The organism is Paraburkholderia sp. PGU19 (genome assembly GCF_013426915.1).
Lineage (GTDB): Bacteria > Pseudomonadota > Gammaproteobacteria > Burkholderiales > Burkholderiaceae > Paraburkholderia.
In genome coordinates this window covers 1,232,708-1,258,205 of the sequence record NZ_AP023182.1, presented here as the reverse complement: position 1 = coordinate 1,258,205, position 25,498 = coordinate 1,232,708, and the positions used below count along the sequence as shown (strand labels likewise).

General features: G+C 63.3%; 16 protein-coding genes and 1 pseudogene. 15 read left to right on the top strand and 2 right to left on the bottom strand.

Translation table 11 applies throughout. From position 1 onward, the window contains the following. Positions 1-3 precede the first annotated feature (3 nt). From H1204_RS46130 to H1204_RS46085, 10 genes and pseudogenes are all read left to right on the top strand, one after another. A complete protein-coding gene (locus H1204_RS46130; RefSeq protein ID WP_180735601.1) occupies positions 4-3,465 on the top strand; it encodes a YhaN family protein in 3,462 nt (1,153 codons plus the stop codon). 259 nt (positions 3,466-3,724) lie between these two features. Continuing rightward, the gene (locus tag H1204_RS46125; RefSeq protein ID WP_180735600.1) at positions 3,725-3,931 is read left to right on the top strand and encodes a hypothetical protein; all 207 of its coding nucleotides are present in this window, start codon (positions 3,725-3,727) and stop codon (positions 3,929-3,931) included. Between the two features lie 211 nt (positions 3,932-4,142). Further along, positions 4,143-4,286: a hypothetical protein gene (locus H1204_RS46120; protein ID WP_180735599.1), complete on the top strand. Its 144-nt coding sequence runs from the start codon at positions 4,143-4,145 to the stop codon at positions 4,284-4,286. 331 nt (positions 4,287-4,617) lie between these two features. Then, positions 4,618-5,463 (top strand): Sir2 family NAD-dependent protein deacetylase, encoded by an 846-nt coding sequence (locus tag H1204_RS46115; RefSeq protein ID WP_180735598.1) that lies wholly within the window; start codon positions 4,618-4,620, stop codon positions 5,461-5,463. A 121-nt stretch (positions 5,464-5,584) separates the two neighbouring features. Continuing rightward, positions 5,585-9,213 (top strand): annotated as a pseudogene (recC, locus tag H1204_RS46110) (exodeoxyribonuclease V subunit gamma). Beyond that, entirely contained in the window at positions 9,210-13,007 is a 3,798-nt protein-coding gene (gene recB, locus H1204_RS46105; protein ID WP_180735597.1) for an exodeoxyribonuclease V subunit beta, read from the top strand. The pseudogene recC and the gene recB overlap by 4 nt, the downstream one beginning before the upstream one ends. After that, positions 13,004-15,124: an exodeoxyribonuclease V subunit alpha gene (gene recD, locus H1204_RS46100; protein WP_180735596.1), complete on the top strand. Its 2,121-nt coding sequence runs from the start codon at positions 13,004-13,006 to the stop codon at positions 15,122-15,124. Before recB ends, recD begins: the two co-directional genes overlap by 4 nt. A gap of 107 nt (positions 15,125-15,231) precedes the next feature. Then, complete coding sequence (locus H1204_RS46095) at positions 15,232-15,645, top strand: hypothetical protein (protein ID WP_180735595.1); 414 nt, start codon at positions 15,232-15,234, stop codon at positions 15,643-15,645. A gap of 162 nt (positions 15,646-15,807) precedes the next feature. Next, positions 15,808-16,827 (top strand): WYL domain-containing protein, encoded by a 1,020-nt coding sequence (locus tag H1204_RS46090; protein WP_180735594.1) that lies wholly within the window; start codon positions 15,808-15,810, stop codon positions 16,825-16,827. Positions 16,828-16,850: 23 nt separating this feature from the next. After that, entirely contained in the window at positions 16,851-18,485 is a 1,635-nt protein-coding gene (locus H1204_RS46085; RefSeq protein WP_180735593.1) for an ATP-dependent helicase, read from the top strand. 13 nt (positions 18,486-18,498) lie between these two features. Here the strand turns inward: H1204_RS46085 and H1204_RS46080 are convergent, their stop codons facing one another. Continuing rightward, positions 18,499-19,002, bottom strand: a complete 504-nt coding sequence (locus H1204_RS46080) for a hypothetical protein (RefSeq protein WP_180735592.1) — start codon at positions 19,000-19,002, stop codon at positions 18,499-18,501. 157 nt (positions 19,003-19,159) lie between these two features. On the opposite strand from H1204_RS46080, the gene H1204_RS46075 reads away from it, so the two are divergent. Continuing rightward, on the top strand, positions 19,160-19,732 hold the full coding sequence (locus H1204_RS46075) for a recombinase family protein (protein ID WP_180735591.1): 573 nt from the start codon (positions 19,160-19,162) through the stop codon (positions 19,730-19,732). 16 nt (positions 19,733-19,748) lie between these two features. On the opposite strand, the gene H1204_RS46070 is transcribed toward H1204_RS46075, so the two are convergent. Beyond that, the gene (locus H1204_RS46070) at positions 19,749-20,324 is read right to left on the bottom strand and encodes a recombinase family protein (protein ID WP_180735590.1); all 576 of its coding nucleotides are present in this window, start codon (positions 20,322-20,324) and stop codon (positions 19,749-19,751) included. A gap of 239 nt (positions 20,325-20,563) precedes the next feature. Between H1204_RS46070 and H1204_RS46065 the strand changes: the two genes are divergently transcribed. From H1204_RS46065 to H1204_RS46050, 4 genes are all read left to right on the top strand, one after another. Continuing rightward, positions 20,564-21,787: an EAL domain-containing protein gene (locus H1204_RS46065; protein WP_180735589.1), complete on the top strand. Its 1,224-nt coding sequence runs from the start codon at positions 20,564-20,566 to the stop codon at positions 21,785-21,787. A gap of 271 nt (positions 21,788-22,058) precedes the next feature. After that, on the top strand, positions 22,059-23,066 hold the full coding sequence (locus tag H1204_RS46060; RefSeq protein WP_180735588.1) for a hypothetical protein: 1,008 nt from the start codon (positions 22,059-22,061) through the stop codon (positions 23,064-23,066). A gap of 62 nt (positions 23,067-23,128) precedes the next feature. After that, complete coding sequence (locus H1204_RS46055; protein ID WP_180735587.1) at positions 23,129-24,211, top strand: hypothetical protein; 1,083 nt, start codon at positions 23,129-23,131, stop codon at positions 24,209-24,211. Then, on the top strand, positions 24,195-25,496 hold the full coding sequence (locus tag H1204_RS46050) for a nucleotide sugar dehydrogenase (protein WP_180735586.1): 1,302 nt from the start codon (positions 24,195-24,197) through the stop codon (positions 25,494-25,496). Before H1204_RS46055 ends, H1204_RS46050 begins: the two co-directional genes overlap by 17 nt. The last annotated feature ends 2 nt before the right edge of the window (positions 25,497-25,498 follow it).

The window sequence follows — 25,498 nt, the reverse complement described above, 5'->3', positions numbered from 1 at the left end:
CATATGCGTATAGGCAAGCTCGAACTGATTCGTTACGGCAAGTTCTCCGACGAAGCGGTGGCGTTTCCCCGCTCATCGCACGATTTTCATTTTCTCGTCGGACCGAACGAAGCCGGCAAATCCACCATCAAGACGGCCATCACCGAACTGCTGTTCGGCATGCCGCACAGTTCGCCGCTGGACTTCATTCATCCTCAGAGCGAATTGCGGCTGGGCGCGACGATCGAGCATTCGGATCAGTCGCTGGCGTTTCATCGGTCGAAGGCGAGAAAAACGCCCTTGTCCGCACCGACGGGCGAAGCGCTCCGGGGCGAAGCACTCGTGCCGTTTCTCGGCGCGGCAGACAAGGCCTTCTTCGAACAGATGTTCTGCCTCGATCACACATCGCTGATCCAAGGCGGGCAGAGCATTCTCGACGCGTCAAGCGACGTGGGGCAGGTGTTGTTCCAGTCGGCGGCGGGGATTTCGAGTCTGGGTCCCGTGCGGGAGCGGCTCACGCAAGAGGCCGACCGCCTGTGGAGCAAGCGCAAGGCGGGTGACCGCGCCTACTACGTCGGGCAGAAGCAGCTGGACGACGCGAGCGCCGAACTGAAATCGGCAGCCGTCCGGACATCGGCATGGCGGGCCGCGCAGGAGGCGGTCGACGATGCGCTGGAAGGCAAGGCATCCGCTGAGCGCCAGCACGGTGGACTCGAACTGAAGCGCAGCCGCCTCGAACGCATTCGCCGCGTCACGCATCATCTTGCCGTATGGCGCGAAAAGACGGCCGACTTGCGCGCGCTGGGCGATGTGATCGATCTGCCGCACGATGCCGACGCCACGCTGCAAGGCGCGTTAAGAAAGCTGGCCGCAGCCGAAAGCGCGCTCGAGGTGCATCTGCGACGCGCGAGCGAACTGCAAGGCGCGCTCGAAAACATGGACGTCGATCAGGCCGCGCTGGCGTTCCAGAGCGAAGTCGAGACGCTCGAAAGCACACGCCACCGATGCGGCGACCACGAGGCGGACGTCGCGCGCCTCGAACAGCAGGTCGCGTTGCTCGTGCGTCAGGTTGCGGATGCGTGCATTCAACTCGACTGGCCCGAGGACGAACGGGCAGCGCGCAACAGGGCGCCGTCGGCGCTAGCATTGCATACGGTCGAGAGCTTGATGCGCGAGCGCGGCAAGCTCGAGCAGTCAGCCTTCAACGCACAGCAGGCGATTCACAAGAAGCTTGCGGACATCGCCGACCTCGGCCGCAAGCTGGAGGGCCTACCCTCCGTGGACGTGCCAGACGATCTCCAGGCTGCGCTGCGTTCCGCGCAGCGATACAGGGAAAACGACCCCTCGCAGCGCCGCTTGAAGGAGGTCGCCGCCGACGCGCGGCGCACGCTGGATGCCAGTCTCGCGGCGCTCGGCAAATGGAACCGCCCGTTGCCGGCGCTGAAATCGATGACCCTGCCATCGACGGAACGTGTTGCGTCGTTGCGTGCCGAGCGCGACGATCTCGTCTCGCGTTTCATGCGCGCAAGCGAGCGCTTCGACGAAGCAAGCGAGGACGAGCGTCTGGCCGTTGCCGAACACGATGCGTTCGAGCAGGCTCACCAGATCGTGACGCGCGAACTCGTCCTGCAAGCCCGCGAAGTCCGCGACGCGGCGTGGGCGGCGATCAGGGATGGCGCGCTGGCCGTTGCGGACGGTACGCCGGAATTTGAAGCGGCAGTAGCCGCAGCGGACGATCTGTCTGATGGGCAGGTTGGCACGGTAACGCAAGCGTCGGAACTGTCGAACCTGAAGCAGCGGGCCCTCGAAGCGAAGGAAGCGGCGTTGCGGCACGGCCAGCGTGTTGCCGTCGCACAAGAGGCGCTGGCGCGATTCGACGCAAGCTGGGCGTTGCTTGTATCCGAACAGGAACTCGCTGGCATGGTGCTCGACGATATCGCCTCGTGGATGACGCGTCGCGACAGCGCCTTGCACGCCGCCACGGCGCATGAAAAGTCTGCCGATGAACTGACGCGCGAAAGCGCAGAGGTCGAATCATGCCAGACACGGCTCGCCCGTTGCCTCGTTCAGGTGGGGATGAGCGGCCCGTTGCCGGCCGACCTCGAAGGCTTGTGCGCGATGGCCGAGCGCTACGTGAGCGAACGCAGGCAGGCGGCGGCGACCCAGAGTCTGCTCGCCGGACAGATCGAAGTGGCTCAGGGCGACGTCGCGACCTTGCGTCGGGAGGCCGATGTTCATGACGACGCACACCGTCTCTGGAAGGATCAGTGGGAAGCTGCCATGGCGAAGGCGGGTCTGTCTGCCGTCGCGGAGTCAGATGCCGCGACGGAGGCTGCACTCGGAATCGCCAGGACGGTTCGCGAACAGCTCGATCAGATCGCATCGATCCGCAACGCGCAGATCGATCCCATGCGCGCTTCCCTGGCGGCCTTTTCCACGGACGCCAGCAGGCTCGCGGCCCAGTTCGGCGTATCGATGCCGGAAGCGGACGCGAAAGCCATTTCGATCGAACTTTCGCAGCGTCTGTCGTCGGCGCGTGCGGTAAGGGCCGAAGCCGAGCGCCTGACGAACGAACGGGCGGATGTGTCGGAGCGCGTTCGGCTCGCCCGTGCAGAGGTGGAGGAGGCGGGTGCGCAACTGCGTCCGCTCTACGCGCTGGCCGCCGTCGACAAGCCTGATCTGTTGCGTCCGTTGATCGCGCGCTCGGACGCGAAGCGCGAACTGGCGGTGGCCATCGACCAGGCGCGCAAGAGTCTCGTGGACGATGGCGATGGACTGAGCATCGATGAACTCGCTGAGGAAGTCGACGCGACCGATCTGCAGACGGTGCAAGCCGATCTGCTGAGTGTGGGTGTCGCGCTAACGGACTCGGTCAACGCGCGTGCGGAGATGGCGACGAAGTTGTCAGAGGCACGTCAACAACTGGAAGCGATCTCGGGCGGTGCAAACGCGGCGATTGCCGAGGCGAAACGCCAGGAGGCGCTCGCCGCCATGGCGGAGGCGGCCGAACGCTTCATCAAGGTCGAGACGGCCTCCACTTTGCTGCGCTGGGCCGTCGACCGGTATCGCGAGCGTCGTCAGGGGCCGATGCTGGCGCGCGCGAGCACAATCTTTTCGGAACTGACGCTAGGCGCGTTCGAGCGTCTTTCGGTCGATTACGACAGCCAACCGCTGGCGCTGGCGGCAGTGCGTGCGGGTGGCGAACGCGTGGAGGTCGCGGGCATGAGTGAGGGCACACGTGACCAGCTTTATCTGGCGTTGCGCCTCGCGGCGCTCGAACTGCATTGCGAGCGCGGTTGCGCATTGCCTTTCGTTGCCGATGACCTGTTCATCAATTTCGACGACAAGCGCGCGAAGGCCGGGCTTCGCGTGCTGGCGGGGCTGGCCACACGCATGCAGGTGATCTTTCTCAGTCACCACGATCACCTGGTCGAGATCGTCAACGAGGTGTTCGGCGCCTCGGTGAACGTGCGATATCTCGGCTGACGGTCGCCCTACATTCCGTCACGCAATGACGATGCGGCACAGTGCGCCAGAATTCCGGCAAGCTGTGCCGCTTTCGCATGTCCGGCATGGACACCCGACATCGACACGAATCGGTGCATGCGAACGTGGTCCGCAAAGTCGGTCGTATCAGTTGCACGTCCGCGATCATTGGGACGCGCATTGTCCCAATGCGTGCCTAAAGTGCTGTCATTGCGAAGCCCGCGCTAAACGCAACGGGCAGACACGACGGGGAACACAAATGGCCACTGAATATCTGCGAGATGACCGGTATCACATCATCGGCTCGATCGAAACCGGTTCGGGCGGCAAACAGGTCGCACGCGATGCGCGTTACGCGCGGCTCGGAGAGTACGATCCCCGAACCGATCAGACCCGAGACGCTTCCTTCCGCATCGTCGGGACGGGCAATCAGCTTTCGTCGCTGATCTGGCGTTCGGTCAAATAGCGCGACTTGCGCATTGTCGTTCGCTGGCAAGCTGGTCAGCGGATGCTTAAAGAATCTGGGCGAGATGCCGTAAACGCCAAGGTGTATTCAAGCGACCGCGCGTGCGACTGGACATCGTTTGTCCAGAGTGCAACGCACACTGTCTGCGTGAAGCCATGAACATGGCGGCGTCGATACAGAGACTCGCTATACCGACCTGAGAGAATCCAATATGTTGAACAACAATTCGCCGCTCGAAAGCCTTGCAGCATTCGCGATCGTCTTTGCCACCGGCATCCTGTCGACGGTCGCGCTCGGCAAGTACATTGAAAAGGTGCGTCGTGACGCGCAGAATGCCGCCTCTCGCGCAGCGTGAGTGTCCGACTCAACAACCTGTTACCCCACACGGTCATTCGATGCCGATCCAGGCGCCCCCCTTAAAGTAAGGTGCCGTGCCTGCGGCTGGCACCACGTTTATCGGTCGCCTGGCGACGTCGTGGTGGTGCTCGGCGCATGCATGGCGTGCGGGAGCGAGGATCTCGAGACGAGCATTGCGGGACCGCTCGATGGTCCGGGCGGGCTGATCGGATGGTTGCTGGACCGCCTGAGAGGCCGTTCGCGCATGAAGCGCTAGCGTGGATCGAAGCCTCGAGAACAACGACACAGACCCATGCCGGCAGGCAGACAGAACACGAGGGCCATACGGGATGAAAGAACAACAACAGGCAATCGCGCAAGCCGCCGACTGGCTGCGCGAGGCGGACGGCCTGCTCGTGACGGCGGGCGCGGGCATCGGTGTGGATTCGGGCTTACCTGATTTTCGCGGCAACGAAGGAATGTGGCGTGCGTACCCGGCGCTCGCCGCCGCGCGGATCGGTTTCGAATCGATCGCCAGTCCGGCTTCGTTCGCCGAAGACGCTGCGCTTGCGTGGGGATTCTATGGACATCGCCTGAAGCTGTACCGCGAGGTCGTGCCTCACGCCGGGTTCGCGATCCTCAAACGCTGGGCGCAACGCATGCCGCACGGCGCGTTCGTTCGTACCAGCAATGTCGACGGCCAGTTTCAGCGCGCGGGTTTCCCCGAGGAGCGCGTAACCGAGTGTCACGGTTCGCTTCACTACATGCAATGTGCGCTGCCGTGCTCCTCGCGCATCTGGCCCGCGACGGGATTCGAGCCGCAGGTCGACGAAGCGACGTGTCGTCAACTCGGACCGTTGCCCCGTTGCCCGGAATGCGATGGGCTCGCGCGACCCAACGTTCTGATGTTCTACGATGCCGCCTGGCTGTCGCGCCGTACGGACCAACAGGAAGCGCGGCTGCAGCAATGGATCGCGTCAGTCGGGCGTCTGGTGACGGTGGAACTCGGCGCGGGCACGGCCTTGCCGACCATCCGCCGTTTCAGCGAACGCCACGGGCCGCGTGTCATCCGTATCAACCTGCGCGAACCGCAGATCAACCCGGCGCACGGCATCGGCATTCAGGGCGGCGCACTCGAATCACTCGTCGCGCTCGATCAGGCGCTCGACCCGGCCGGCGGCACGCAGGCGCATTGAGCGCTCGCGAGCCATCGTTTCCGCCGACGTGCATACCGCCATTCAATTCACGATCACACGCATTGCGCCAATGGCACGCGAGTGCGCGCCGACCGCGTGCAACGCTGCGGTCTGAGCATTCATGGAGCATTTCTTGACCTCGAATTCCATTTCTCCCGGGCTGATGCTGATTCACGGCAACCGGTCCGAGCGGCTTCGTGATCTGCTTGTCGAATGGATGAAGCGTTACCCGCTCGCGCCACTCGAAAACGAGACGATTCTCGTGCAGAGCAACGGCATCGCCCAATGGCTCAAGCTCGCGCTTGCCGCCGACCGCGATCCCGTGACGGGTTCGGGCGGCTGCGGGATTGCCGCCGCGCTGGAAATCTCTCTGCCTTCGAGTTTCATCTGGCAGGCGTATCGCGCGGTGCTGGGCGCGTCGTCGGTGGCGGAGGTCTCGCCGTTCGACGAGTCGCGGCTCGTCTGGCGGCTGATGCGAGTGCTGCCCGCGCTGATCGACCTGCCGGCGTTCGAGCCGCTGCGCCGCTTCATCAGTCACGACGACGACCGCCGCAAGCGCTTTCAGCTGGCCGAGCGGATCGCCGATCTGTTCGACCAGTACCAGATGTACCGTTCCGACTGGCTCGCCTGTTGGGCGCACGGTGACGATAGTGTGCTCGACGCTCGCGGCGACACGCATCCGTTGCCCGACGAACAGCGCTGGCAGGCAGCGCTGTGGCGTGAGCTCATTGCTGACGTCGCGCGTTCGGCGGGGTCTGGCGCAGCGCCGCAGGTGATGTCCGACGGCGGACGCGCGGCCGTTCACGAAGCATTCCTCGCGCGCGTCAACGCATGGGAAAGCAGCGGCAACGACACGCGGCCGCGAGGCTTGCCGCGCCGGGTGATCGTGTTCGGCATTTCGAGCCTGCCGCGTCAATCGCTGGAGGCGCTGGCCGCCATCTCGCGCTGGACTCAGGTGCTGATGTGCGTGCCGAATCCGTGCGCGCACTATTGGGCCGACATCGTGCCCGACAAGGAATTGCTGCGTGCACAACATTCGCGGCAACAACGCCGCGCGGGCACCCCAACCGAACTGCTTGCGGACGGACTGCATCTGTATGCGCATCCGTTGCTCGCGTCGTGGGGCAAGCAGGGACGCGACTTCATCGGACTGCTGGACGAGTTCGACAATGCGGAGGCGCGCGAGCGCTATCGTCCTCAGTTCGCGGGTATCGGACAACGCATCGATCTCTTCGAAGAGCGCGAAGCGACGACCCTGCTGCAACAGCTTCAGGACGACATCCGCGATCTGCGCCCGCTGCGCGAGACGCAGACGGAATGGCCGCCCGTCGATCCAGCAACGGACCAGTCGATCCGCTTTCACGTCGCGCATGGCGCGCAGCGTGAAGTCGAAATCCTGCACGACCAGCTGCTCGCCGCGTTCAATGCCGATCCGACCTTGCGGCCACGCGACGTGATTGTGATGGTGCCGGATATCGACGCGTATGCGCCACATATCCAGGCCGTATTCGGGCTGCTCGACCGCGATGATCCGCGCTACATACCGTTCAGCGTCGCCGATCGTGGGCAACGCAAGGCCGATCCGCTGGTGGGCGCGCTCGAAATGCTGCTCAGCTTGCAGCATTCACGCCTGAGCATGAGCGACCTGCTCGATCTGCTCGACGTGCCCGCGTTGCGCAGGCGCTTCGCGATCGACGAGAGCGATCTTCCGACGCTGCGCGCGTGGATGCGCGGCGCGAACGTGCGCTGGGGCTTGCATGCCGAGCATCGCGCGAGCCTCGGTCTGCCGCTCGACGACAACGCCGCTGCGCCGCACACCTGGATGTTCGGTTTGCGGAGGATGCTCTTGGGCTACGCGGTGGGCGTCGAAACGAACGCGTGGGCCGGTATCGAACCATTCGGTGAAGTGGGCGGGCTCGATGCCGCGCTGCTCGGGCCAATCGTCCGGCTGATCGACGAACTCGACAACGTGTGGCGCACAATGAGCGAGCCGGCAACGCCCGCGGTCTGGTGCGAGCGCTTGCGCAAGCTGAAGCACGCGTTCTTCAACGCCGACGACGGCAACGATGCCTACACGCTCGCGCGCCTCGACAACATCCTGCATACCTGGCTCGATGCCTGTGAGGAAGCGGGACTCGACGATACCTTGCCGCTTTCCGTCGTCGCCGATTTCTGGTTGAGCCAGCTCGACCAGACGGGCCTCGCGCAACGCTTTTTCGCGGGCGCTGTGACGTTCGCCACGCTCATGCCGATGCGCGCGATTCCATTCCGCCGCGTCTGTCTGCTCGGCATGAACGACGGTGATTATCCGCGCACGCGGGTGCCGATGGATTTCGACCTGATGCGCGGCTACTACCGGCCCGGCGACCGCTCGCGCCGCGAGGACGACCGGTATCTGCTGCTCGAAGCACTACTGTCGGCGCGCGATCATCTGCATATTTCATGGGTCGGACGCAGCATCAACGACAACAGCGAACGCCCGCCATCCGTGCTGATTGGCCAGTTGCGCGACCATCTCGCGGCGGGCTGGCAACTCGAACAGGAGGACGTCGACGGCCGTCATGCACTCGTCGATGCGCTCACGATCGAGCACCGTCTGCAACCGTTCAGCGCCGCGTATTTCCCGGTCGATGCGGCCGCCGGTGCGTCGCCGCTGTTCACATACGCCGCCGAATGGCGCGCCGTGCCGCCGCAAACGGCAGCACCGGATTCGGCGCAGGACGCGCCGCTCGCTGCGATCGTGCGCGACGAACCTCTGTCGCTGCGCGAACTCGCTGATTTTCTGCGCAACCCCGTCAAGGCGTTTCTCGGCCAGCGCCTGCGCGTCGCGCTGGATGTCGAGGAAGCGGCCAGCGACGATCAGGAGCCGTTCGAACTCGATGGCCTCGACATGTGGAAGCTGCAGCACGAGCTGATCGGCGCCCAGGCCGCCGAAATGCGCGAAGGCGGCGATGACTCCGCGATCGTGGCGACGCGCGAAGCGTGCCTTGCCGTCATCCGCCGCCGGGGCGACGTGGCGGCGGGGGATTCGGCGACCTCGCGAGCGACAAGCTGATCGAGCCGATGGACCCGCTCTTCCACGAGTATCGCCGGCAGCTTGCACGCTGGCCCGTCGCCAGCGCGCGCGAACGGGAGATCGGTTTTGCCGTCGAGGGCGAGCACGGCACACTAGCCGTCGCCGACTGGCTCGGCCATTGGCGGACGGATAACGAAGGCAAGCTCGCGCGCGTGCTGCTGGAAACCAGCGAACTGGTCGAAGGGCGAACCCGGCGCTATCGCTATGCAAAGCTCGTTGCGCCGTGGGTGCAGCATCTTGCGGCGAACCTCGATGGCCAGCAGGTATCGACCGTGATCGTCAGCAAGAAGGGGACGGTCGAATTCCCGTCGCTGAAAGAGGGCGAAGCGGCCACGCGTCTCGGCGCGTTGCTGCGCGCATGGGAAGCAGGGATGCGCAGGCCGCTGCCGCTTGCGGTGGAGTCCGGCTTCGAGTGGATCTTTGCGGGCGGCGCGCCGCGCCGCGATGCACAGACGCCGCACGATCTGTCCGACGCACGCAAGGCCGCGCGCCGCAAATACGAAGGTGACGGCGGCGGCTTCGTGACCGGCGAGGTGGAAAAGAGCGCGAGCTTGCGCCGCGCGTACCCGGATTTTGACGGCTTGTCCGCGAGCGGCGAATTTGCCGTGCTTGCCGACACGCTGCTCAAACCGCTGATCGACGCGGTGAAGAACAATGCAGGAGCTGATGAATGAACGCCCCCAACCTTCCGGCGACCCTGACGGGCGCGCCGCAGCCGCTCGACCCGCTGCGCTTTTCGCTGACCGGCCGCAGTCTGATCGAAGCAAGCGCAGGGACGGGCAAGACCTTCACGATCGCGATGCTCTACGTGCGGCTGGTGCTCGGACACGATCCGTCGAACGAGCACGCACGTCCGCTGACGCCGCCCGAGATTCTCGTGGTGACGTTCACAGATGCCGCGACGAAGGAACTGCGCGAGCGCATCCGTGCGCGGCTAACGGACGCGGCCGGCTATTTTCAGGCCGAGCCTCAGGATGTCACGCCGCTTGCGCCCGACAAGACCGACTTGCTGCACGCATTGCGCGATGCATACCCGCCGAATCAGTGGGCCGCCTGTGCACGCCGTTTGCAGCTCGCCGCCGAGTGGATGGATGAAGCGGCGGTATCGACGATTCACGCGTGGTGCAACCGGATGCTGCGAGAGCATGCATTCGATAGCGACAGTCTGTTTACGCAGACGCTCGAAACCGACCAGAGCGAGTTGCTCGCCGAAGTCGTGCGCGACTACTGGCGCACGTTCATGGCGCCGCTCGACGCTGCGGATGCGGCCACGGTGAGCGAATGGGTCTCCGGGCCGCCGGAGTTGCAGAAGAAGCTGCGCAACCTGATCGACGTCGCACCGCTGCTGGCCGACGCGCAGGCCCCCGCTGAAGCCCTGCAGGCGGCACGGGACGAGGCTGGCCGGCGGCTCGCCGAGTTGAAGGCGCCGTGGAGCAACTGGCCCGCCGAAATGGAGACTGCGCTCGATGCGGCCAGAGCGGCCAAACAATTTACGGGCAGAGAGCTGGGCGCGGCCAACTGCAAAAAGTGGTTTGCGGCGCTGACCGAATGGGCAGGCGATCCGCTGCTGACATTGCCCGCGCTGAATGAAAACGGCTGGGCGCGTCTCACACCCGGTGGCCTCGCGCAGTATTGCCAGCACGGCACACCGCCTTCACATCCTGGCTTCGCCGCGCTCGAGACACTGCGCGCGGCGCTGGCCGCGCTGCCAGAAGCGTGCGACGACCTGCTCTCGCACGCGGCGCGCTGGGTGGCCGAGCGTTTCGCTGCGGAACAGGCGCGCCGCGCGCAGATGGGTTTCGACGATCTGCTGACGCGCCTCGACGAGGCGTTGAACGGCCCGAACGGCGAGCATCTTGCGGAGGTCGTCCGCAAACAGTTTCCTGTCGCGCTGATCGACGAGTTTCAGGACACCGATCCCATCCAGTACCGCATCTTCAATACCGTCTATCTTCAGGCAGACGACGCAGCGCAGACGGAGGCGACCAACGCGCTCATCCTGATCGGCGATCCGAAGCAGGCGATCTACGCGTTCCGCGGCGCGGACATCTTCACGTATCTCGCTGCGCGCCGCTCGTGCGGATCGCGGCTCTACACGCTCGCGACCAACTTCCGCTCGACGAACGCGATGGTCGCCGCGACCAATCACTGTTTCAACATCGCGGAACAGCGCCTGGAAGGCGCGGGCGCATTCCTGTTCCGCGAGAGGAACGGCAATCCCGTGCCCTTTATTCAGGTGGCCGCGAAAGGCCGGGAGGATGCGTTCGTCGTCGATGGCCAAGCGCCGCGCGCGTTGACGGCATGGTGGCTGCCCGCATCTGACGATGGCAGGCCGCTCAGCAAGTCCGCGTATATCGACCGCATGGCGCAGAGCTGCGCCACGGAAATGGTGCGCCTGCTCGATCTCGGCCAGCGTGGCAAGGCAGGGTTTGGCGCCGTGGGCGGCGCGGAACTGAAGCCATTGCGTCCCGGCGACATCGCCGTTCTCGTCAATAACCGCATCGAGGCCGACGCGATCCGCAAGGCGCTGGCGAGCCGCAATGTGCGCACAGTCTATCTGTCGGACAAGGACTCGGTGTTCGAGAGCCCGCAGGCTGCCGAACTGCAGCATTGGCTGGCGGCCTGCGCGAACCCCGATGACGGCCGGCTGGTGCGCACTGCGCTCGCCACCGCGACGCTCGGTCTCGGCTGGGGGCAACTCGACGCGTACTACGGCGACGAGATGGCATGGGAAGCGTGCGTGCTGCAGTTCCGCGGCTATCGCGAATGCTGGCGGCGTCAGGGCGTGCTGCCCATGCTGCGCCGTCTGCTGAACGATTTCAGCGTGCCCGCCCGCCTGCTCGGCCTGCATGCCGGCAGCGCGCCGCGCGTGCAGAGCGGCGAGCGCATCCTGACCGACCTGCTGCATCTGGCGGAACTGCTGCAGCAGGCGAGCACGATGATCGAGGGCGAACATGGGCTGATCCGCTATCTGGTCGAACAGCGCGGCGCGGCTGCGGAAGGCCGCGACGCGCGGCAGATCCGTCTGGAAAGCGACGGCGATCTCGTGAAGGTGGTGACGATCCACAAGTCGAAGGGGCTTGAATATCCGCTCGTGTTCCTGCCCTTCGTTGGTGCCCATCGTCCCGCCGACGCGAAGGATATGCCATTCAAGTGGCACGACGCCGACGGCAAGCTGCTGGTTGCGCTCGCCGATACAGGCGGCGTGCTGGACAAGGTCGACCGCGAGCGGCTCGGCGAAGACCTGCGCAAGCTGTACGTGGCGCTCACGCGCGCCCGCTACGCAACGTGGATCGGCATCGCGGAGCTCAAGGAGTTCGAGCGCAGCGCCATCGGCTATCTGCTGAACGGCGCGCAGATTCTTGCGCCGGGCGGGCTCGAGCAGTGTCTCGACGACGCGCTCGGCGAAACGGACGGAATCGCGGTTGCGCCTGCACCCGTATCGCGTGACGACCGCCTCGCGCACCGTGACGACGTCTCGCAGCAGGGCGAGGCGCGTGTGTCGGTGCGCGTGCTGCGCGAGCCGTGGTCGGTGGCGAGCTATTCGAGTCTCAAGAAGAGCCACGGCGTGTACATCGCGCCGGATACGCCGGGCGAAGAAGGCTTCATCGAGGCGCGCGACGCCGAGGCCGAGCTCGAGCAGAGCGACGCGCCGCTGTCCGAGCCGCCGCCGCGTCTCGCGGTAGCTGCGCGGGGCGCATCCGTACTGCATGACTTCCCGCGCGGTTCCGACGAGGGCAGCTTTCTGCACGACCTGCTCGAATGGGCGGCGCAGCAGGGGTTCGCACAGGTTGCGGCGGATGCGCGGCCGTTGCGTGAAGTGGTCGCGCGCCGTTGTAGCGTGCGTGGCTGGGAGCGCTGGATCGAACCGTTGACGCAGTGGATCCAGCAGATCGTCACGACACCGTTGTTGCTGAATACGGGTCATGGGATCGAAGCGACAACGATCAGGATGTCGGCACTGCACACGTCAAGCAGCGAAATGGAGTTCTGGCTCGCCGCGCATCGTGTCGATACGGCGGCCCTCGACCGGCTCGTCAGCGAGCATACGGTCGGCCAGGCTGAACGCCCGATGATCGAACCCGCACAGTTGAACGGCATGCTCAAGGGTTTCATGGACCTCGTGTTCGAGCACGAGGGCCGCTACTACGTCGCCGACTACAAGTCGAACTGGCTTGGCGCCGACGACGCGGCCTATACCGCGGAGCGAATCCGCGCGCAGATCCTGCGCTCGCGCTACGACCTGCAATACGTTTTGTATCTGCTTGCCTTGCACCGGCAACTGAAGGCGCGGTTGGCTGGCTACGACTACGACACGCACATCGGCGGCGCGGTGTATCTGTTCCTGCGCGGCCTGAATGCATCGACGCAAGGCATTTTTGCCGAGCGTCCGCCGCGCGAACTGATCGAGCGGCTCGACGAACTGTTCACGGGCGACGGCCAGTTCGCCGACCTGGAGGCTGCATGAGCACAGTAGTGTCTGAAACCTTCCTCCCGTTGGTGCGGGGCGCGGGAGATCGCGAGCAGATCGGGCGCCTGTTGCTGGAGTGGGTTGAGCATGGCTGGCTGCGCGAGGTCGATGCCGCGTTCGCCCGCTTTCTCGCTCGCGAAGTGCCGGATGCCCACGCACTACTGATTCTTGCCGCCGCGCTCGCGAGCCATCAGCTGGGGCGCGGCCATGCGTGCCTCGATCTTGTCGCGACGCTTCGCGATCCCGCCTTCGCGCTGTCGCTGCCGCCGGATGGCCTGGCCGCGCGTGCAGACGACGATGCTGGCGAGAGTGCTGCGCTGCCGTCGAAGGTATTGGCCGACGTCACGCTGGAGCGCTGGCTCGCGGCGCTCGCCAATGCCAGCCTGGTCGGCGACGCGCAGGGCAACACGCCGCTGGTGCTGGTCGGCACCCGGCTCTATCTGCGCCGCTACTGGCAGTACGAGCAGAACGTGTGCCGCGCAATCGGCCAACGTCTCGACGCATCGGTTCAACTGGAAAGCGCATTGGATGTCGGCAGCCTGCGCCATGCGCTCAACACGCTGTTTCCTAAGCAGGCAACGCAGGACGGCACGCGCGCCGACTGGCAGAAGCTTGCCTGCGCGCTCGCTGCGCGCAGCGCGTTCAGCATCGTCACGGGCGGACCGGGTACGGGCAAGACGACGACCGTCGTGAAGCTGCTCGCACTGTTGCAATCGCTGGCGCTGACGGGCGACGGGGGCAGGCCGCTGCGGATCCGGCTTGCCGCGCCGACGGGCAAGGCTGCGGCACGGCTTAACGAATCGATAGCGAATGCTGTCGAGCGTCTGCCGCTTGACGGCTTCGCCAACGGCGAAACGGTCCGCGCAGCGATCCCCGTCGCCGTCACCACGCTGCATCGACTGCTCGGCACGCGGCCCGACACGCGGCGCTTCCGTCATCACGCGGGCAATCCGCTCGCGCTCGACGTTCTGGTGATCGACGAAGGCTCGATGGTCGATCTGGAAATGATGAACGCGGTGCTCGATGCGCTGCCCGAACAGGCCCGTCTGATTCTGCTCGGCGACAAGGATCAGCTCGCGTCGGTGGAAGCGGGCGCCGTGCTCGGCGAACTGTGCCGCCGTGCCAGCGACGGATATTACACGCGCGCGACGCAGGCATGGCTGGAGCAGGCGACGGGCGAAACGATCGAGTCCCGCCTCGTCGACGACAGTGGCGGCGCGCTCGACCAGGCGATTGCAATGCTGCGCTTCAGCCATCGCTTTACGGCGGAGAGCGGCATTGGTCAACTGGCCGAGGCCGTCAACAGCGGCGAGCCGGGCAGGGTCGCGGATGTGTGGGCCAGCAATCACGCCGATCTTGCGCTGCTCGAAGGCACGGATAAAGGCGACGCGGCGTTCAAGGCGCTCATCGTGGACGGCGTCGCAAACGGCAACGGCAATGGCCGGGCGAACAGCGCGGCGACCGCGCGGCGCGGCTATCGGCATTACCTGCAAACGTTGCGTGACCAACAGCCGGTGCATGCATCGGCCCAGAGCGCATTCGATGCGTGGGCGAACGACGTGCTCGCCGCACACGGCGAGTTCCAGTTGTTGTGCGCGCTGCGGCGCGGCGCGTGGGGTGTCGAAGGATTGAACCGGCGTGTCGCGCGCATGCTTCAGGAAGAGCAACTGATCGCGGCAACGGGCGAATGGTATGTCGGCCGTCCCGTGCTCGTGACGCGCAACGACTATGAACTGGGCCTCATGAATGGCGACATCGGCATCACGCTCGCGCTGCCTGCGGCCGCCGACGGCTGGAATCTGCGTGTCGCTTTCGCGGCGGGTGACGGTTCGCAGCGTATCAAGTGGGTTTTGCCGAGCCGCTTGCAGGCGGTCGAAACGGTGTTCGCGCTGACCGTTCACAAGTCGCAGGGCTCCGAGTTCACGCATGCAGCGCTCGTACTGCCCGATACGATGAGCACAGTGTTGACGCGCGAACTCGTTTATACGGGCATTACACGCGCCCGGCGTTTCCTGACCGTTGCGAGCGCGGGTGGAAGATTGGTGATCGAACGTGCGGTGCGCGCACGGGTGCTGCGCGCGAGTGGTCTGTCGGCAGGTTTCGACGAAAGCTGATGGATCTGCGAGTCCCCGTTGCTGCATCGTGGGGCGGTGACCGGGACGCAATATGTCCCGCTCGCATGCGACGATCCGGGCCCTATCACACTGATTGCACTCACGCCATGCCACAACGCCTCGAGCACATCGACGCAATTGCGCGTCAGAAGCAGCGCGACACGCTGTTCGTCACGTTCTTCGACGATCCCGCAGGTACTCCGTCGCCGTACCCATGGGAATCGCATCCCGCGCGGGCTGCCATCGTCGGCTGGCTTGATGCGCGTGGTTACGCGTGGCAACCGTGCGGCGAAGTCGCGAACGAACGCATCATGAGGGGCTACCGGGGCTCGATCTATATCGACGTTGCATACGATCCCGGCGACGCGTCCTATCGCGCGCTCGAAGCATTTCTTGAACACCCGGACGGTTCGCTGCGCATGCCGCATATGCGCTTTCTCGTGCTCGACCTTGAGTATGCGCAGACTAACGCACATCACGATGAGCCCGGCTTCTGGGAACGCTGGGCCGAAGATTTCTGACGACGTGGGGACGCCGACCCCGATCGGCAGCACCGACATTCAACGCGCCGCTGGTCCCAACACGACGCCTCGCATCATGCGCACGTCCCTGCGCGATCTCAAGAAAACATCACACTCTGCCGATAAAGCCGAGACCTTCCATCTAAACAACGCTAACGTTCAATGTCCGACATCGATCGCGAAATCATGCGCGTCCTTCCCGACGCAGCCAATCATGGGGATTACCTCAGTACGCCGGATATCCACCGTCGTCTGATGAACACGGTGCAGAACATGCCATCGTCGAAGACGATTCACCGCCATTTGACAAGGCTCGAGGAAGACGGTCTCGTCGAGATGACCCTGCGCGGCACGGCTTCCATGTGGCGCAAGAAGGCCGGGGCAAGCGGCATGGCGGCGAAGGCGGGTGCGATGATGAACTTCGACGAGGCGCTTGCGTTGCAGACCCTCAGGCGATTCTCCGCGCGGCAGATACCGGAGCTGGTGGCCGAGTGGCTTACGCCGATGTTCGAGATCGCGGAAACGCGTCTGAAAAGGACCAATAGCGAAACCGAGCGCAAGTATTCGCGTTGGGCGAGCAAGGTCGCGGTGGAGAGCGGCGGCTTTGCACTGCACTATCCCGTGATCGATCGCGAGCAATTCTCGGAAGTCTCGCGGGCGCTGTTCGAAGAGCGGAAGCTGGAAATCGTCTACCGTCCGCGTCACAACACGGACAACGATCGTCCGAAAGTGGTTCTGCCGTTCGGCATCGTCGAAGTGGGCGGCCTCGTCTATCTGGTAGCAGGCACGGAAGGCAAGGCCAACCCGACGATGTACAGGCTCGATCGTCTGTCGAGCGCGAAAGCGATGCTGGAATCGTTTGCGTATCCCGCGTCGTTCTCGCTCGATGCCTATGTCCGCCAGGAGCGCAGCTTTGACTTCATGGTCGAGAAGGAAGTGCTGCTGAAGCTGAAGTTCGTCAGCGGGGCGGGCGAACATCTGCTCGAAGCGCCGATGTCGAAGGACCAGAGGAACACGCGCAAGGATGATGCCCTGCATGTGCAGGGCACGGTGATGCTGAGCCAGCGGCTGCGCTGGTGGCTGCGCTCGTTCGGGCCGAACGTCGAGGTGCTTGGCCCGGCGAGCCTGCGGGCCGAACTTGCCGCCGAAGCGGCCGAGCTTGCGAACATGTACGGCAAATAGCGGCAAACGGGAGACGCTGACATATGGCACGGATCTTCCCTGCTGGCTGGAACGACAGGATCGTGAGCGGCGCCGCGAAGCGTGAGATCGAAACGCTTGGTGTGCTGCATCGCGGCTTGCCCGATACGTACTCCGTTTATCATGGCGTGCACTGGACACAACTGTATAAAGGCTTTTCGATTTTCGGCGAGGCCGACTTCGTGGTTGTGAGCCCGTCCGGCCGCGTGCTCGTGATAGAGCAGAAGTCCGGTCCGCTCGAAGAGACGCCCGATGGGCTCGTCAAGCTGTACGCGGGCAAGAGCAAAAGCGTTCCCTCGCAGATTGCGCGAACCATCGGCGGAATGCACAAGCGCTTTACCAGGGCGTTCGGCGCGCAGACCTACAAGCTCGAAGAAATGTTGTACTGCCCGGACTATCGGGTGAAGGATTCCGCCATCGCCGGCGTCAATCCGGAACGTATCGTCGATGCCTCACGCAAGGAACGGCTGGTGCAGCTCATCGAGCGCATTCTGCCCGCCGACGAAGCGCCGCTGCCATGCCTCACCCGTATCCATGCGTTTCTCGCTGACGAGCTTTCGCTGACGCCCGACGTCCGCGCGATGATCGGCGAGGTCAACAGACACGTGACGCGTGTCGCGGGCGGTCTTGCTACGTGGGCGCGCTCGATCGAGTTCGAGCCGTTCAGGTTGCGTGTGAGAGGCACAGCGGGCTCGGGTAAAACGCAGCTTGCAATACGCGTGCTCGACGACGCCGTCGCGGCAAACAGGCGCGCGCTTTATCTGTGCTTCAACCGGCCGCTCGCGGACCATCTTCGGCGCATTGCGCCCGAAGGCGCAAGCGTGCTCACTTATCATCAGCTCTGCCAGCAGGCGGCGTCGCGCGTCGGTCAGCCTGTCGATTTCACCGACGAACATGTGTACGCGACCCTCGAGCGTGCCATGCTCGATGCGCCGCCGGACGACGCCGAATGCTTCGATACCGTGATCGTCGATGAAGGCCAGGATTTCCGCCAGGAATGGGTCGCGCCGATCGAGCGGTTGTTGCGCAAGAACGGCCGCCTCTGGTGGCTGGAAGACCCGATGCAGAAACTGTACTTCCACAAGAGCGTTGAATTGCCGGGCTGGGTGGAAGTACGCGCGATGGCCAACCATCGCAGCCCGCACGATGTGGTGCGCTTTCTGGACGCATTGTCGGGCGAGCCGATGTCGATTGAAGCGGCAGGGCCGTTCACGGAATCGGATGTCGGCCTGCTCACGTATGCGGACAACAACGCGCTCGAGGCAACCCGCACCGCGCTCGATCAGGCGAGCGCGGCGGGCTTCGCGCCCTCCGACATTGCGTTGCTGACGTTCAATGGCCGCGACAGATCGACGTTGTCGACGCTCGCCCACATCGGGCATCACGCGTTGCGCGGTTTCATGGGCGACTACGACGAGCATGGCGCGCCGCGCTATCGCGACGGCGAGATCACCATGGAAACGGTCTATCGTTTCAAAGGGCAGAGCGCGCCCTGCGTGATCCTGACGGAAGTCGACTTCGAACAGTTCGATGACAATGTGTTCCGGCGTCTGTTCGTCGGTGCGACGCGCGCGACGATGAAGCTGATCGTCGTCATGTCGGATCGCGCGGCGGCGCAGTTGATCGAGAGAATGCCGTAACGCGCGGCGCACCTTACTCGGCGTCGAGCAGTTGCGCGATCATGCGCAGAAGCTCGCGCCGCACCGCGCCTTGCGTCGACGAAGCCGCAATCAACCGGCCGAGCCGCGCAAGGGCCACCTGAGGCGACAACGCGCCCGCGAGCGCCCAATGACCGGAGCGCCGCTTCGGCAATTCCTCTTCACTACCCGTGAACAGGACCATTTCAGTGCGGCCCGCAGCGAATGACGCCAGCACGGCGCGACTGGCCTGGATGCTGTGCCAGCAGAACGCGTCATTCGCGCGGCGCGCGGGTTTGACCAGATGCACGACGACATCGGCATCCGTCTCACGCCGGACACGCGAGATCTTCCACGCAATCGCGCCATCCATATCGGGCAGTTCGCTTGCCCACGACTGAACTTCTGATTCATCGAATCCCCAAAGCCTCAATGCGACGCGCACCGTCTGTCCGTTCTCGCGTGCAGCGCGATGAAGGTCCGTGACGTTCGTGCGAGTCGTGTTCGTCGGCGTTGTCATAGGTGAGGAGCACTCCCAGTGGTTGCATGACCGTCATTGTGAAAGGACCTCGGGACAAACCTTGTCCAGAGCGATGCGACAGAGTGCAAGCGTATCGGGACACAGCTTGTCCCGTTCAGTTCCTATAGTTCGGCCGGGCCAAATGACTCGGACAAGAATGAGAATTGGATACGCGAGAGTTTCTACCGATGATCAAAACCTCGATCTGCAACTGGCAGCGCTAAAGAAAGCGGACTGCGACGACATCTTCACCGATCAGGGCGTATCGGGCGCAAGGTTCTCCCGTCCGGGCCTCGAACAGACGATGGGGGCGCTATCGAAGGGCGATACCCTCGTGGTGTGGCGTCTGGACCGGCTTGGACGCTCGCTCACGAAGCTCGTCGAACTCGTCGATGCACTCGGCGCGAGGGGCGTTCAGTTCGTCTCGCTGACCGAGTGCATCGACACCACATCGCCCGGCGGCACGTTTCTCTTTCACATCATGGCCGCGCTGGCCCAGTTCGAGCGCTCGCTGATCGGCGAACGGACCCGCGCCGGCATGGTTGCCGCGAAAGCACGCGGGCAGCACGTCGGCAGGCGACGCGCGATGACGCAAAGCGAGTGCGTCGAAGCACAACAGTTGCTCGCGCTGCAATCGTCGCAGGCCGTCGCGCAACGTTTCGACGTGCATCCGCGCACCTTGCTGCGCAGCTTGCGCCGATACGGCATCGAGACGCAGCGGACGGTTTGAAGCACGCTTCGTGGTATCAGAGGCCAGCAGAGTCCGCGTGAGTGACGGCGTGACGCAGCACACGTTGAATCGTGCGCGGGTGAACGTTGAACTTCGCAGCCAGTTCAACGATGGAAATCGTTTCCGATAGCACGAGCGCCTCGGCGCATTGCGCCTCTGTCATCGAGGCATGCCGCCCGATTCGTCTGCCTCGCTCTCGTGCGGCCTTCATGCCGCTGCGCGTGCGTTCGCTGATCAAGGTTCTTTCGAACTGCGCCAATGCCGCCATCATGTGAAAGATGAAGGTGCCGCTGCAGGAAGTCGTATCGATCGACTCCGTCAGAGACTGGAAGCGGATGCCCCTTGATTCCAGTGTTTCGATCAACTCGACGAGCTTCGTCAGTGAGCGTCCAAGCCGGTCCAGACGCCACACCACGAGTGTATCGCCGGGCTCGAGTTGCGTCAGCGTGTCATCCAGTCCGGGGCGGCGGAATATCGAACCGGATACGCCGTGATCGTGAAAGAGCCGTTCACAACCGGCTGTCTTCAACGCGGATACCTGCAGATCAAGGTTCTGTTCTTCAGTCGAAACGCGCGCGTAACCGATCTTCATTGTCGTGCCTCACCTGAACGCATTGTTTTGCCGCATGCCCGGCAATCGAGGGCTCTTCATGTATTGACACAAAGGTTCCCTTGTGTCACGATCCATCATAGTTCACCGCTTTAAAAAAACCAGAGAGAAAACATGAACCTGCTGTGTCCGCTGACACGGCTTTTCGCTGCGACAAAAGGGAACCCTTTTGTACCTCGCTGCGAGGGCCTTCGGCGAAACGGCGGGATGGGTTCGGCGCAATGAGTCATCGCAGGCTACATGGATTGAAGCCCGAACTCGAAACGTTGCTCAAACGCTTCGGTGTCGGACAGATTACGCGCAGCGGCAAACGGGTTTTGTGCATTGTCGCCAGCATCGTCAACCTTCCTCAGATCGAGCATGCATGCGGCGCACGGTTCATGTTGAACATGCGTCAGGTGCTGCGCGAACGCGCGCGCGAGTTGTGCCGCGAGCATGCGGGGACGGTCGCGATGAGCGGCGAACATATGCTGTTCGTGTTCGATGCGCTCCCGCACGCGTGCCGCGCTCGCAGTGATATGGACATGCTGCCCGCCCATCTGCTGGATAGCATTCTTACGCGCCTGTCCGAACGTCCCGTGCGATTCGGCGCGGCTGTCGCGTTTCCTCTGATGCAAGCCAGCATCGCCCGATTCGACGACGAGCCCTTCGACATCACATCGGTCAATTCCGGGTTGTCCGTCGACATAGCGGCAGGCGGCTCGCAAGCACAGTTCGCGCTGGACACCCGCGTCGCGGAGTCAGTGTTCGGCGCGATGCATGACCGCCTGCTCGATTTCGACCTGGAGCGTATCTGCGACGCCAGGGAACCGGCGGCGACACTCTATCTCGAAGCGCTGTTATGCAAGAAGGGCGATGCGTTGCGCGAGCGTCATCGGATCGGCTCGGACGTGTGTGCGCTGGAACGTCTGGGCGTCGTGCGCCGCCTCGACAGATGGGGCGTGGGCGCGATCATCGACAGACTGAGGTCGAATCCGGACGCATGTCTTGGCTGCAATGTATCGGCGCGCAGCGCAGTCGTCGACGGCTGGTGGGCGCTCGTGTTCGCGACGCTCGCCTGCGAGCCCGATGTCGCGTCGCGGCTGACTGTCGAGATCACCGAAACATTTCCTCTTGCCCATCTGGACGCGACGCGCGAGTTCGTCGCTGCGCTCAGGTCCCTGGGTTGCCGGGTGGCACTCGATGACGTAGGTCACGATTTTGGCAGCCTGCGCAACCTCATCACACTCGGTGCGGACATCGTCAAGCTGGATCGCGCGCTTGTGGCCGCATGCCGCGACGACGGGCCGGCGGTTGCGCGCTTCGCGCAACTCATCGAACTGGCGAAAGTTTGTGTGAGTTCGATCATCGTTGAAGGAATCGAAACCCGACGCGACGCACAGATTGCTTGTGCAAGCGGCGCCACGGGCCTGCAAGGCTATCTGTATTCCTTCGCTGCCAACTGACTGTCGAGCCAATTGTGCATGCGTTGGCATGCGCCAACGCATGCAACGAACAATCTCGCACTTGTTGGCTATGGAGACATGATTTGTCCCAAGCGCGACCCAGAATGCAACTACACAACAGACAGCTCTGGACATGAACTGTCCAGACAGATACCTACAGTACGTTGGGTCATTTGAGAACAATTAAAAGCAGCAGGCGAATAAACCGGTGCATCGATCAATGAACTTCAAGCGTTTTCAAAACACTATTGTTTCCACATATCGAATCACGATGGCGGCGATTCTTCTCCTGATCGTCGTCGGCGTGATGTCGTATCTGTTTCTGATGGGCTTTTACGCCGTCAACCGCAACTGGTCGGCGCCGATTGTGCTCTCTCCGACGCAAGAGAAAGTTCTGGCGTATCAACCGCAGGTCTCGGCGCTCGAAGCTGCGTTGCTAAAGAACCGCGTCGATCTCGCTACGGCGACTGAAAAGTTCCGCGTCATCAATGAGCAGATGGTCGATACGCGTGCGCTGATCGAGCGGTTCGATACGGCTGCGCATAGCGAGTCGCATGCGCTCGCGCTGACGGAGGCCGATATCCGTTCCGCGCTCGGCAGAAAGCGGCTCGACTCCGTGCAAACGGAGAAGGCCGCATCCGCTGCGAAACCAATGCTGGCTTCCGTCGATACCGATCTTGCAGCCGGGCTGATTACCAAAGATCAGGCCATGTCGCGGCGCCTCAACATCCAGTCGGCGATGAACGCGATCACCGATTCGCACATCAGCGAAATCACATTGCGTGAACAGGCTCGAGCCGCGGCGGCTGCAAGCCGCACGCTCGGCGGCGGACAGGCCGCTTCGTTGACCGCATTGCAGTCGCTGACCAACGAGGCACAATTGCGCATGACCCTCGCACAGGCGACGGTCGATGCTGAAACGGCGCGGCAATCGATCGACCAGTTGCGTGCAACTGTCGCGAATGCCGAGCGTGTGTTGAGTGTCGCTAAACGTTCACCCTATTACCTCGCGTTGTCGCACAGCGTTCCTGTCGTGTTCGTCCAGTACGACAACCTCACCAACGCAACGCAGGGTGCTCCCGTTTTCGACTGCTATCTGCAGGTGATCGCATGCCGGAAGGTCGGCACCGTCGAGCATGTGTACGACGCGGAAGAGTATGCACGGCAACCGCTCTTCAAGACCGATATCAAGGGACGATTTGCGCGCGTGTCGTTTTCTGTCAAATCCGCCGAACAGTCGCCCGTTGTCTTTATCGGGCATAAGCCGCTGCTTTTCTAGGCGGCAACATGGGAAGTCCAGAACGTCTATCGGGAAACGTGAATAACAACATAGCGGAATTGATGTCCACCAAATTGAAGAGAACGCTTGTCTTTCTGCTTCTCTGTGCGTGGGGCACAGCAGGTGCGCAGACGTCGGCCGATGCTGAAAAGCAGGCGTATTGCCAGTACGTGCAGGATCAGGCCGACGCCGAACGCACGCTCGACACGGGAATCGAGGGCTTTGGCCGTTTCGGGCAATCGGACTCGAACCCCGAACTCAAGCAGGTCGTGGTCGGCCTGTCAAAGAGCTTGTCGCGGCATTTGCAGGGTATCTCGGCGTCGCGCGCCGCGCAGCTCGAATGCGAGTTGTACAGCCGCACGCTGAGTGTCGACCGCTTTGTCAAATATGGCATGCCGTCCATCGACCGGAAGATCGCCGTCCAGCAGGCGGCCGACCTGAAGGACGTGCTCGACATTCTCGACGAGGAGATCGCAGCGGCGGACAAACGGCTGCGTACGGGTAATGGCACGCTGTCCGATCTGCTAACGCTCAGGCAACAGCGCGAGCAGATGAGCACGCAGTATGTCGCGGCAAAAATCGAAAGCACATCCGCGCAGGTACCGGACGTGCCGCAAGTCGATCTGAAGCAGGCGCTGGCCCAGATCGACGAGACGACGCTGGATCTTCAGGATGAACTGAACCACAAGCAGAAGTTGCAAGCTTGGGATGTCGCGCTGGTCGGCGGCATGCAGAAGCCGATTTCGGGTACTGCCGTGAATACGTCGACGGGATACCGGCCGTTCGTGTCCGTCACCTTCACCTACAACTTCAACGCGGTGTCGTACGGACACAAGCTCGACAACGCAACCCGTTCGCTGATAACGATGCGGCGTCAACTGAACGACGAACTCGCGCAGAAGGTAGACGGATTGCAAAAGAGTATGGCCGAGCGTTTGAACGTGCAGAAGGAAAGCCTTCCGCAACTGCTCGACGAGCAAAGCCGCCTGAGCGGCGAGTACGAAAGGCTGCGCACGCTGGATTCACCGGAAGCGCTACGAATGAATTCGCAGATACGCGTCAGTCTCGCGATGACCGCGATGAAGGTGCATCTCGCACGCTTGCAAATCACGTTACTTTCTCAGAGCTATGCGCAAGATCAATAAGATTCTGGTGGTTGGACTAGGTTATGTGGGATGCCCGCTCGCGTTTGAACTCGCGAAGCATTTCTGCGTGACGGGCTACGATATCAACGCGAGCCGTATCGATGAATTGATCGTGGGTCATGACAGGACGGGCGAACTCGCCGTCTCCGATCTGCAATCCGCTGGTTTGTCGCTCACGAGCGACGCACACGCAGCGATGCGCGACGCCGATCTCATCATTGTAACCGTGCCGACGCCCGTCACGGACGCGAACGTGCCCGACCTCGGGCCCGTGATCGGTGCGACGAGAACGATCGCACGCCATCTGAAAGCAGGAGCGACTGTGATCTACGAGAGCACCGTGTATCCGGGCGTGACGGAAGACATTTGCGTACCACTGCTCGAACAACGCGACGACCACACGGGCGAGCGCCGCTTGCAGCACGGCGCGGATTTCTGGGTCGCCTATTCGCCGGAGCGCATCAATCCCGGCGACCGCATTCATACGCTCACGTCGACCACCAAGATCGTGTCCGGCGATACGCCCGAGACGCTCGAACTGGTAGACAGCATCTACTCGAAGATCACGACGACCTACCGCGCGGCGAGCATCAAGGTCGCGGAAGCGGCCAAGGTCATCGAGAACACGCAGCGGGACGTGAACATCGCGCTGATGAACGAGCTGTCGCAGATCTTTTCGCGGCTCGATATCGACACGCACGATGCAATCGATGCTGCCGCGTCGAAGTGGAATTTTCACCGCTATGTGCCGGGCTTTGTTGGCGGGCACTGCATTTCCGTCGATCCGTACTATCTGACGCACCGGTCTGCGCAGGTCGGCTACATCCCCTCGCTGATTCTTGCAGCACGGGAAGTGAACGACAAGATGCCTGGCCTGCTCGCGGAAAAGACGCTCAAGGCGATGCGCCATCGGGGCTTGCCGCTCGATTCGAGAATCACGGTGCTGGGCATTACGTTCAAGGAGAACGTGCCTGACATTCGCAACTCGAAGGCCGTGGGGCTCGTGCGCGAGTTCATGAGCTGGGGTATCGACGTGCAGGTCATCGATCCGCATGCCGACCCGAAGGAGGTCGAGCGGGAATACGGCATCAGGCTCACGAGCTACGAGCGGCGCGAGCCGGCGCGTGCGGTCGTGTTGGCCGTTGCACACAGCGAATTTGTCGAGGGTGGATGGAATATGATCCTCAAGCACATTCATCCGCGCCAGGGTGCGGTCGTGACGGACGTGAAAGGCGTACTGGCGCGCGGTGAAGAGCCGCACAACGTGACGTTGGTGCGGGCGTGATT

What these genes read in the sequence shown, in the direction of transcription:
- H1204_RS46130 (WP_180735601.1), top strand. Translation starts at nt 4, where the DNA reads ATGCGTATAGGCAAGCTCGAACTGATTCGTTACGGCAAGTTCTCCGAC.
- H1204_RS46125 (WP_180735600.1), top strand. Translation starts at nt 3,725, where the DNA reads ATGGCCACTGAATATCTGCGAGATGACCGGTATCACATCATCGGCTCG.
- H1204_RS46120 (WP_180735599.1), top strand. Translation starts at nt 4,143, where the DNA reads ATGTTGAACAACAATTCGCCGCTCGAAAGCCTTGCAGCATTCGCGATC.
- H1204_RS46115 (WP_180735598.1), top strand. Translation starts at nt 4,618, where the DNA reads ATGAAAGAACAACAACAGGCAATCGCGCAAGCCGCCGACTGGCTGCGC.
- recB (WP_180735597.1), top strand. Translation starts at nt 9,210, where the DNA reads ATGAACGCCCCCAACCTTCCGGCGACCCTGACGGGCGCGCCGCAGCCG.
- recD (WP_180735596.1), top strand. Translation starts at nt 13,004, where the DNA reads ATGAGCACAGTAGTGTCTGAAACCTTCCTCCCGTTGGTGCGGGGCGCG.
- H1204_RS46095 (WP_180735595.1), top strand. Translation starts at nt 15,232, where the DNA reads ATGCCACAACGCCTCGAGCACATCGACGCAATTGCGCGTCAGAAGCAG.
- H1204_RS46090 (WP_180735594.1), top strand. Translation starts at nt 15,808, where the DNA reads ATGTCCGACATCGATCGCGAAATCATGCGCGTCCTTCCCGACGCAGCC.
- H1204_RS46085 (WP_180735593.1), top strand. Translation starts at nt 16,851, where the DNA reads ATGGCACGGATCTTCCCTGCTGGCTGGAACGACAGGATCGTGAGCGGC.
- H1204_RS46080 (WP_180735592.1), bottom strand. Translation starts at nt 19,002, where the DNA reads ATGACAACGCCGACGAACACGACTCGCACGAACGTCACGGACCTTCAT.
- H1204_RS46075 (WP_180735591.1), top strand. Translation starts at nt 19,160, where the DNA reads ATGAGAATTGGATACGCGAGAGTTTCTACCGATGATCAAAACCTCGAT.
- H1204_RS46070 (WP_180735590.1), bottom strand. Translation starts at nt 20,324, where the DNA reads ATGAAGATCGGTTACGCGCGCGTTTCGACTGAAGAACAGAACCTTGAT.
- H1204_RS46065 (WP_180735589.1), top strand. Translation starts at nt 20,564, where the DNA reads ATGAGTCATCGCAGGCTACATGGATTGAAGCCCGAACTCGAAACGTTG.
- H1204_RS46060 (WP_180735588.1), top strand. Translation starts at nt 22,059, where the DNA reads ATGGCGGCGATTCTTCTCCTGATCGTCGTCGGCGTGATGTCGTATCTG.
- H1204_RS46055 (WP_180735587.1), top strand. Translation starts at nt 23,129, where the DNA reads ATGTCCACCAAATTGAAGAGAACGCTTGTCTTTCTGCTTCTCTGTGCG.
- H1204_RS46050 (WP_180735586.1), top strand. Translation starts at nt 24,195, where the DNA reads ATGCGCAAGATCAATAAGATTCTGGTGGTTGGACTAGGTTATGTGGGA.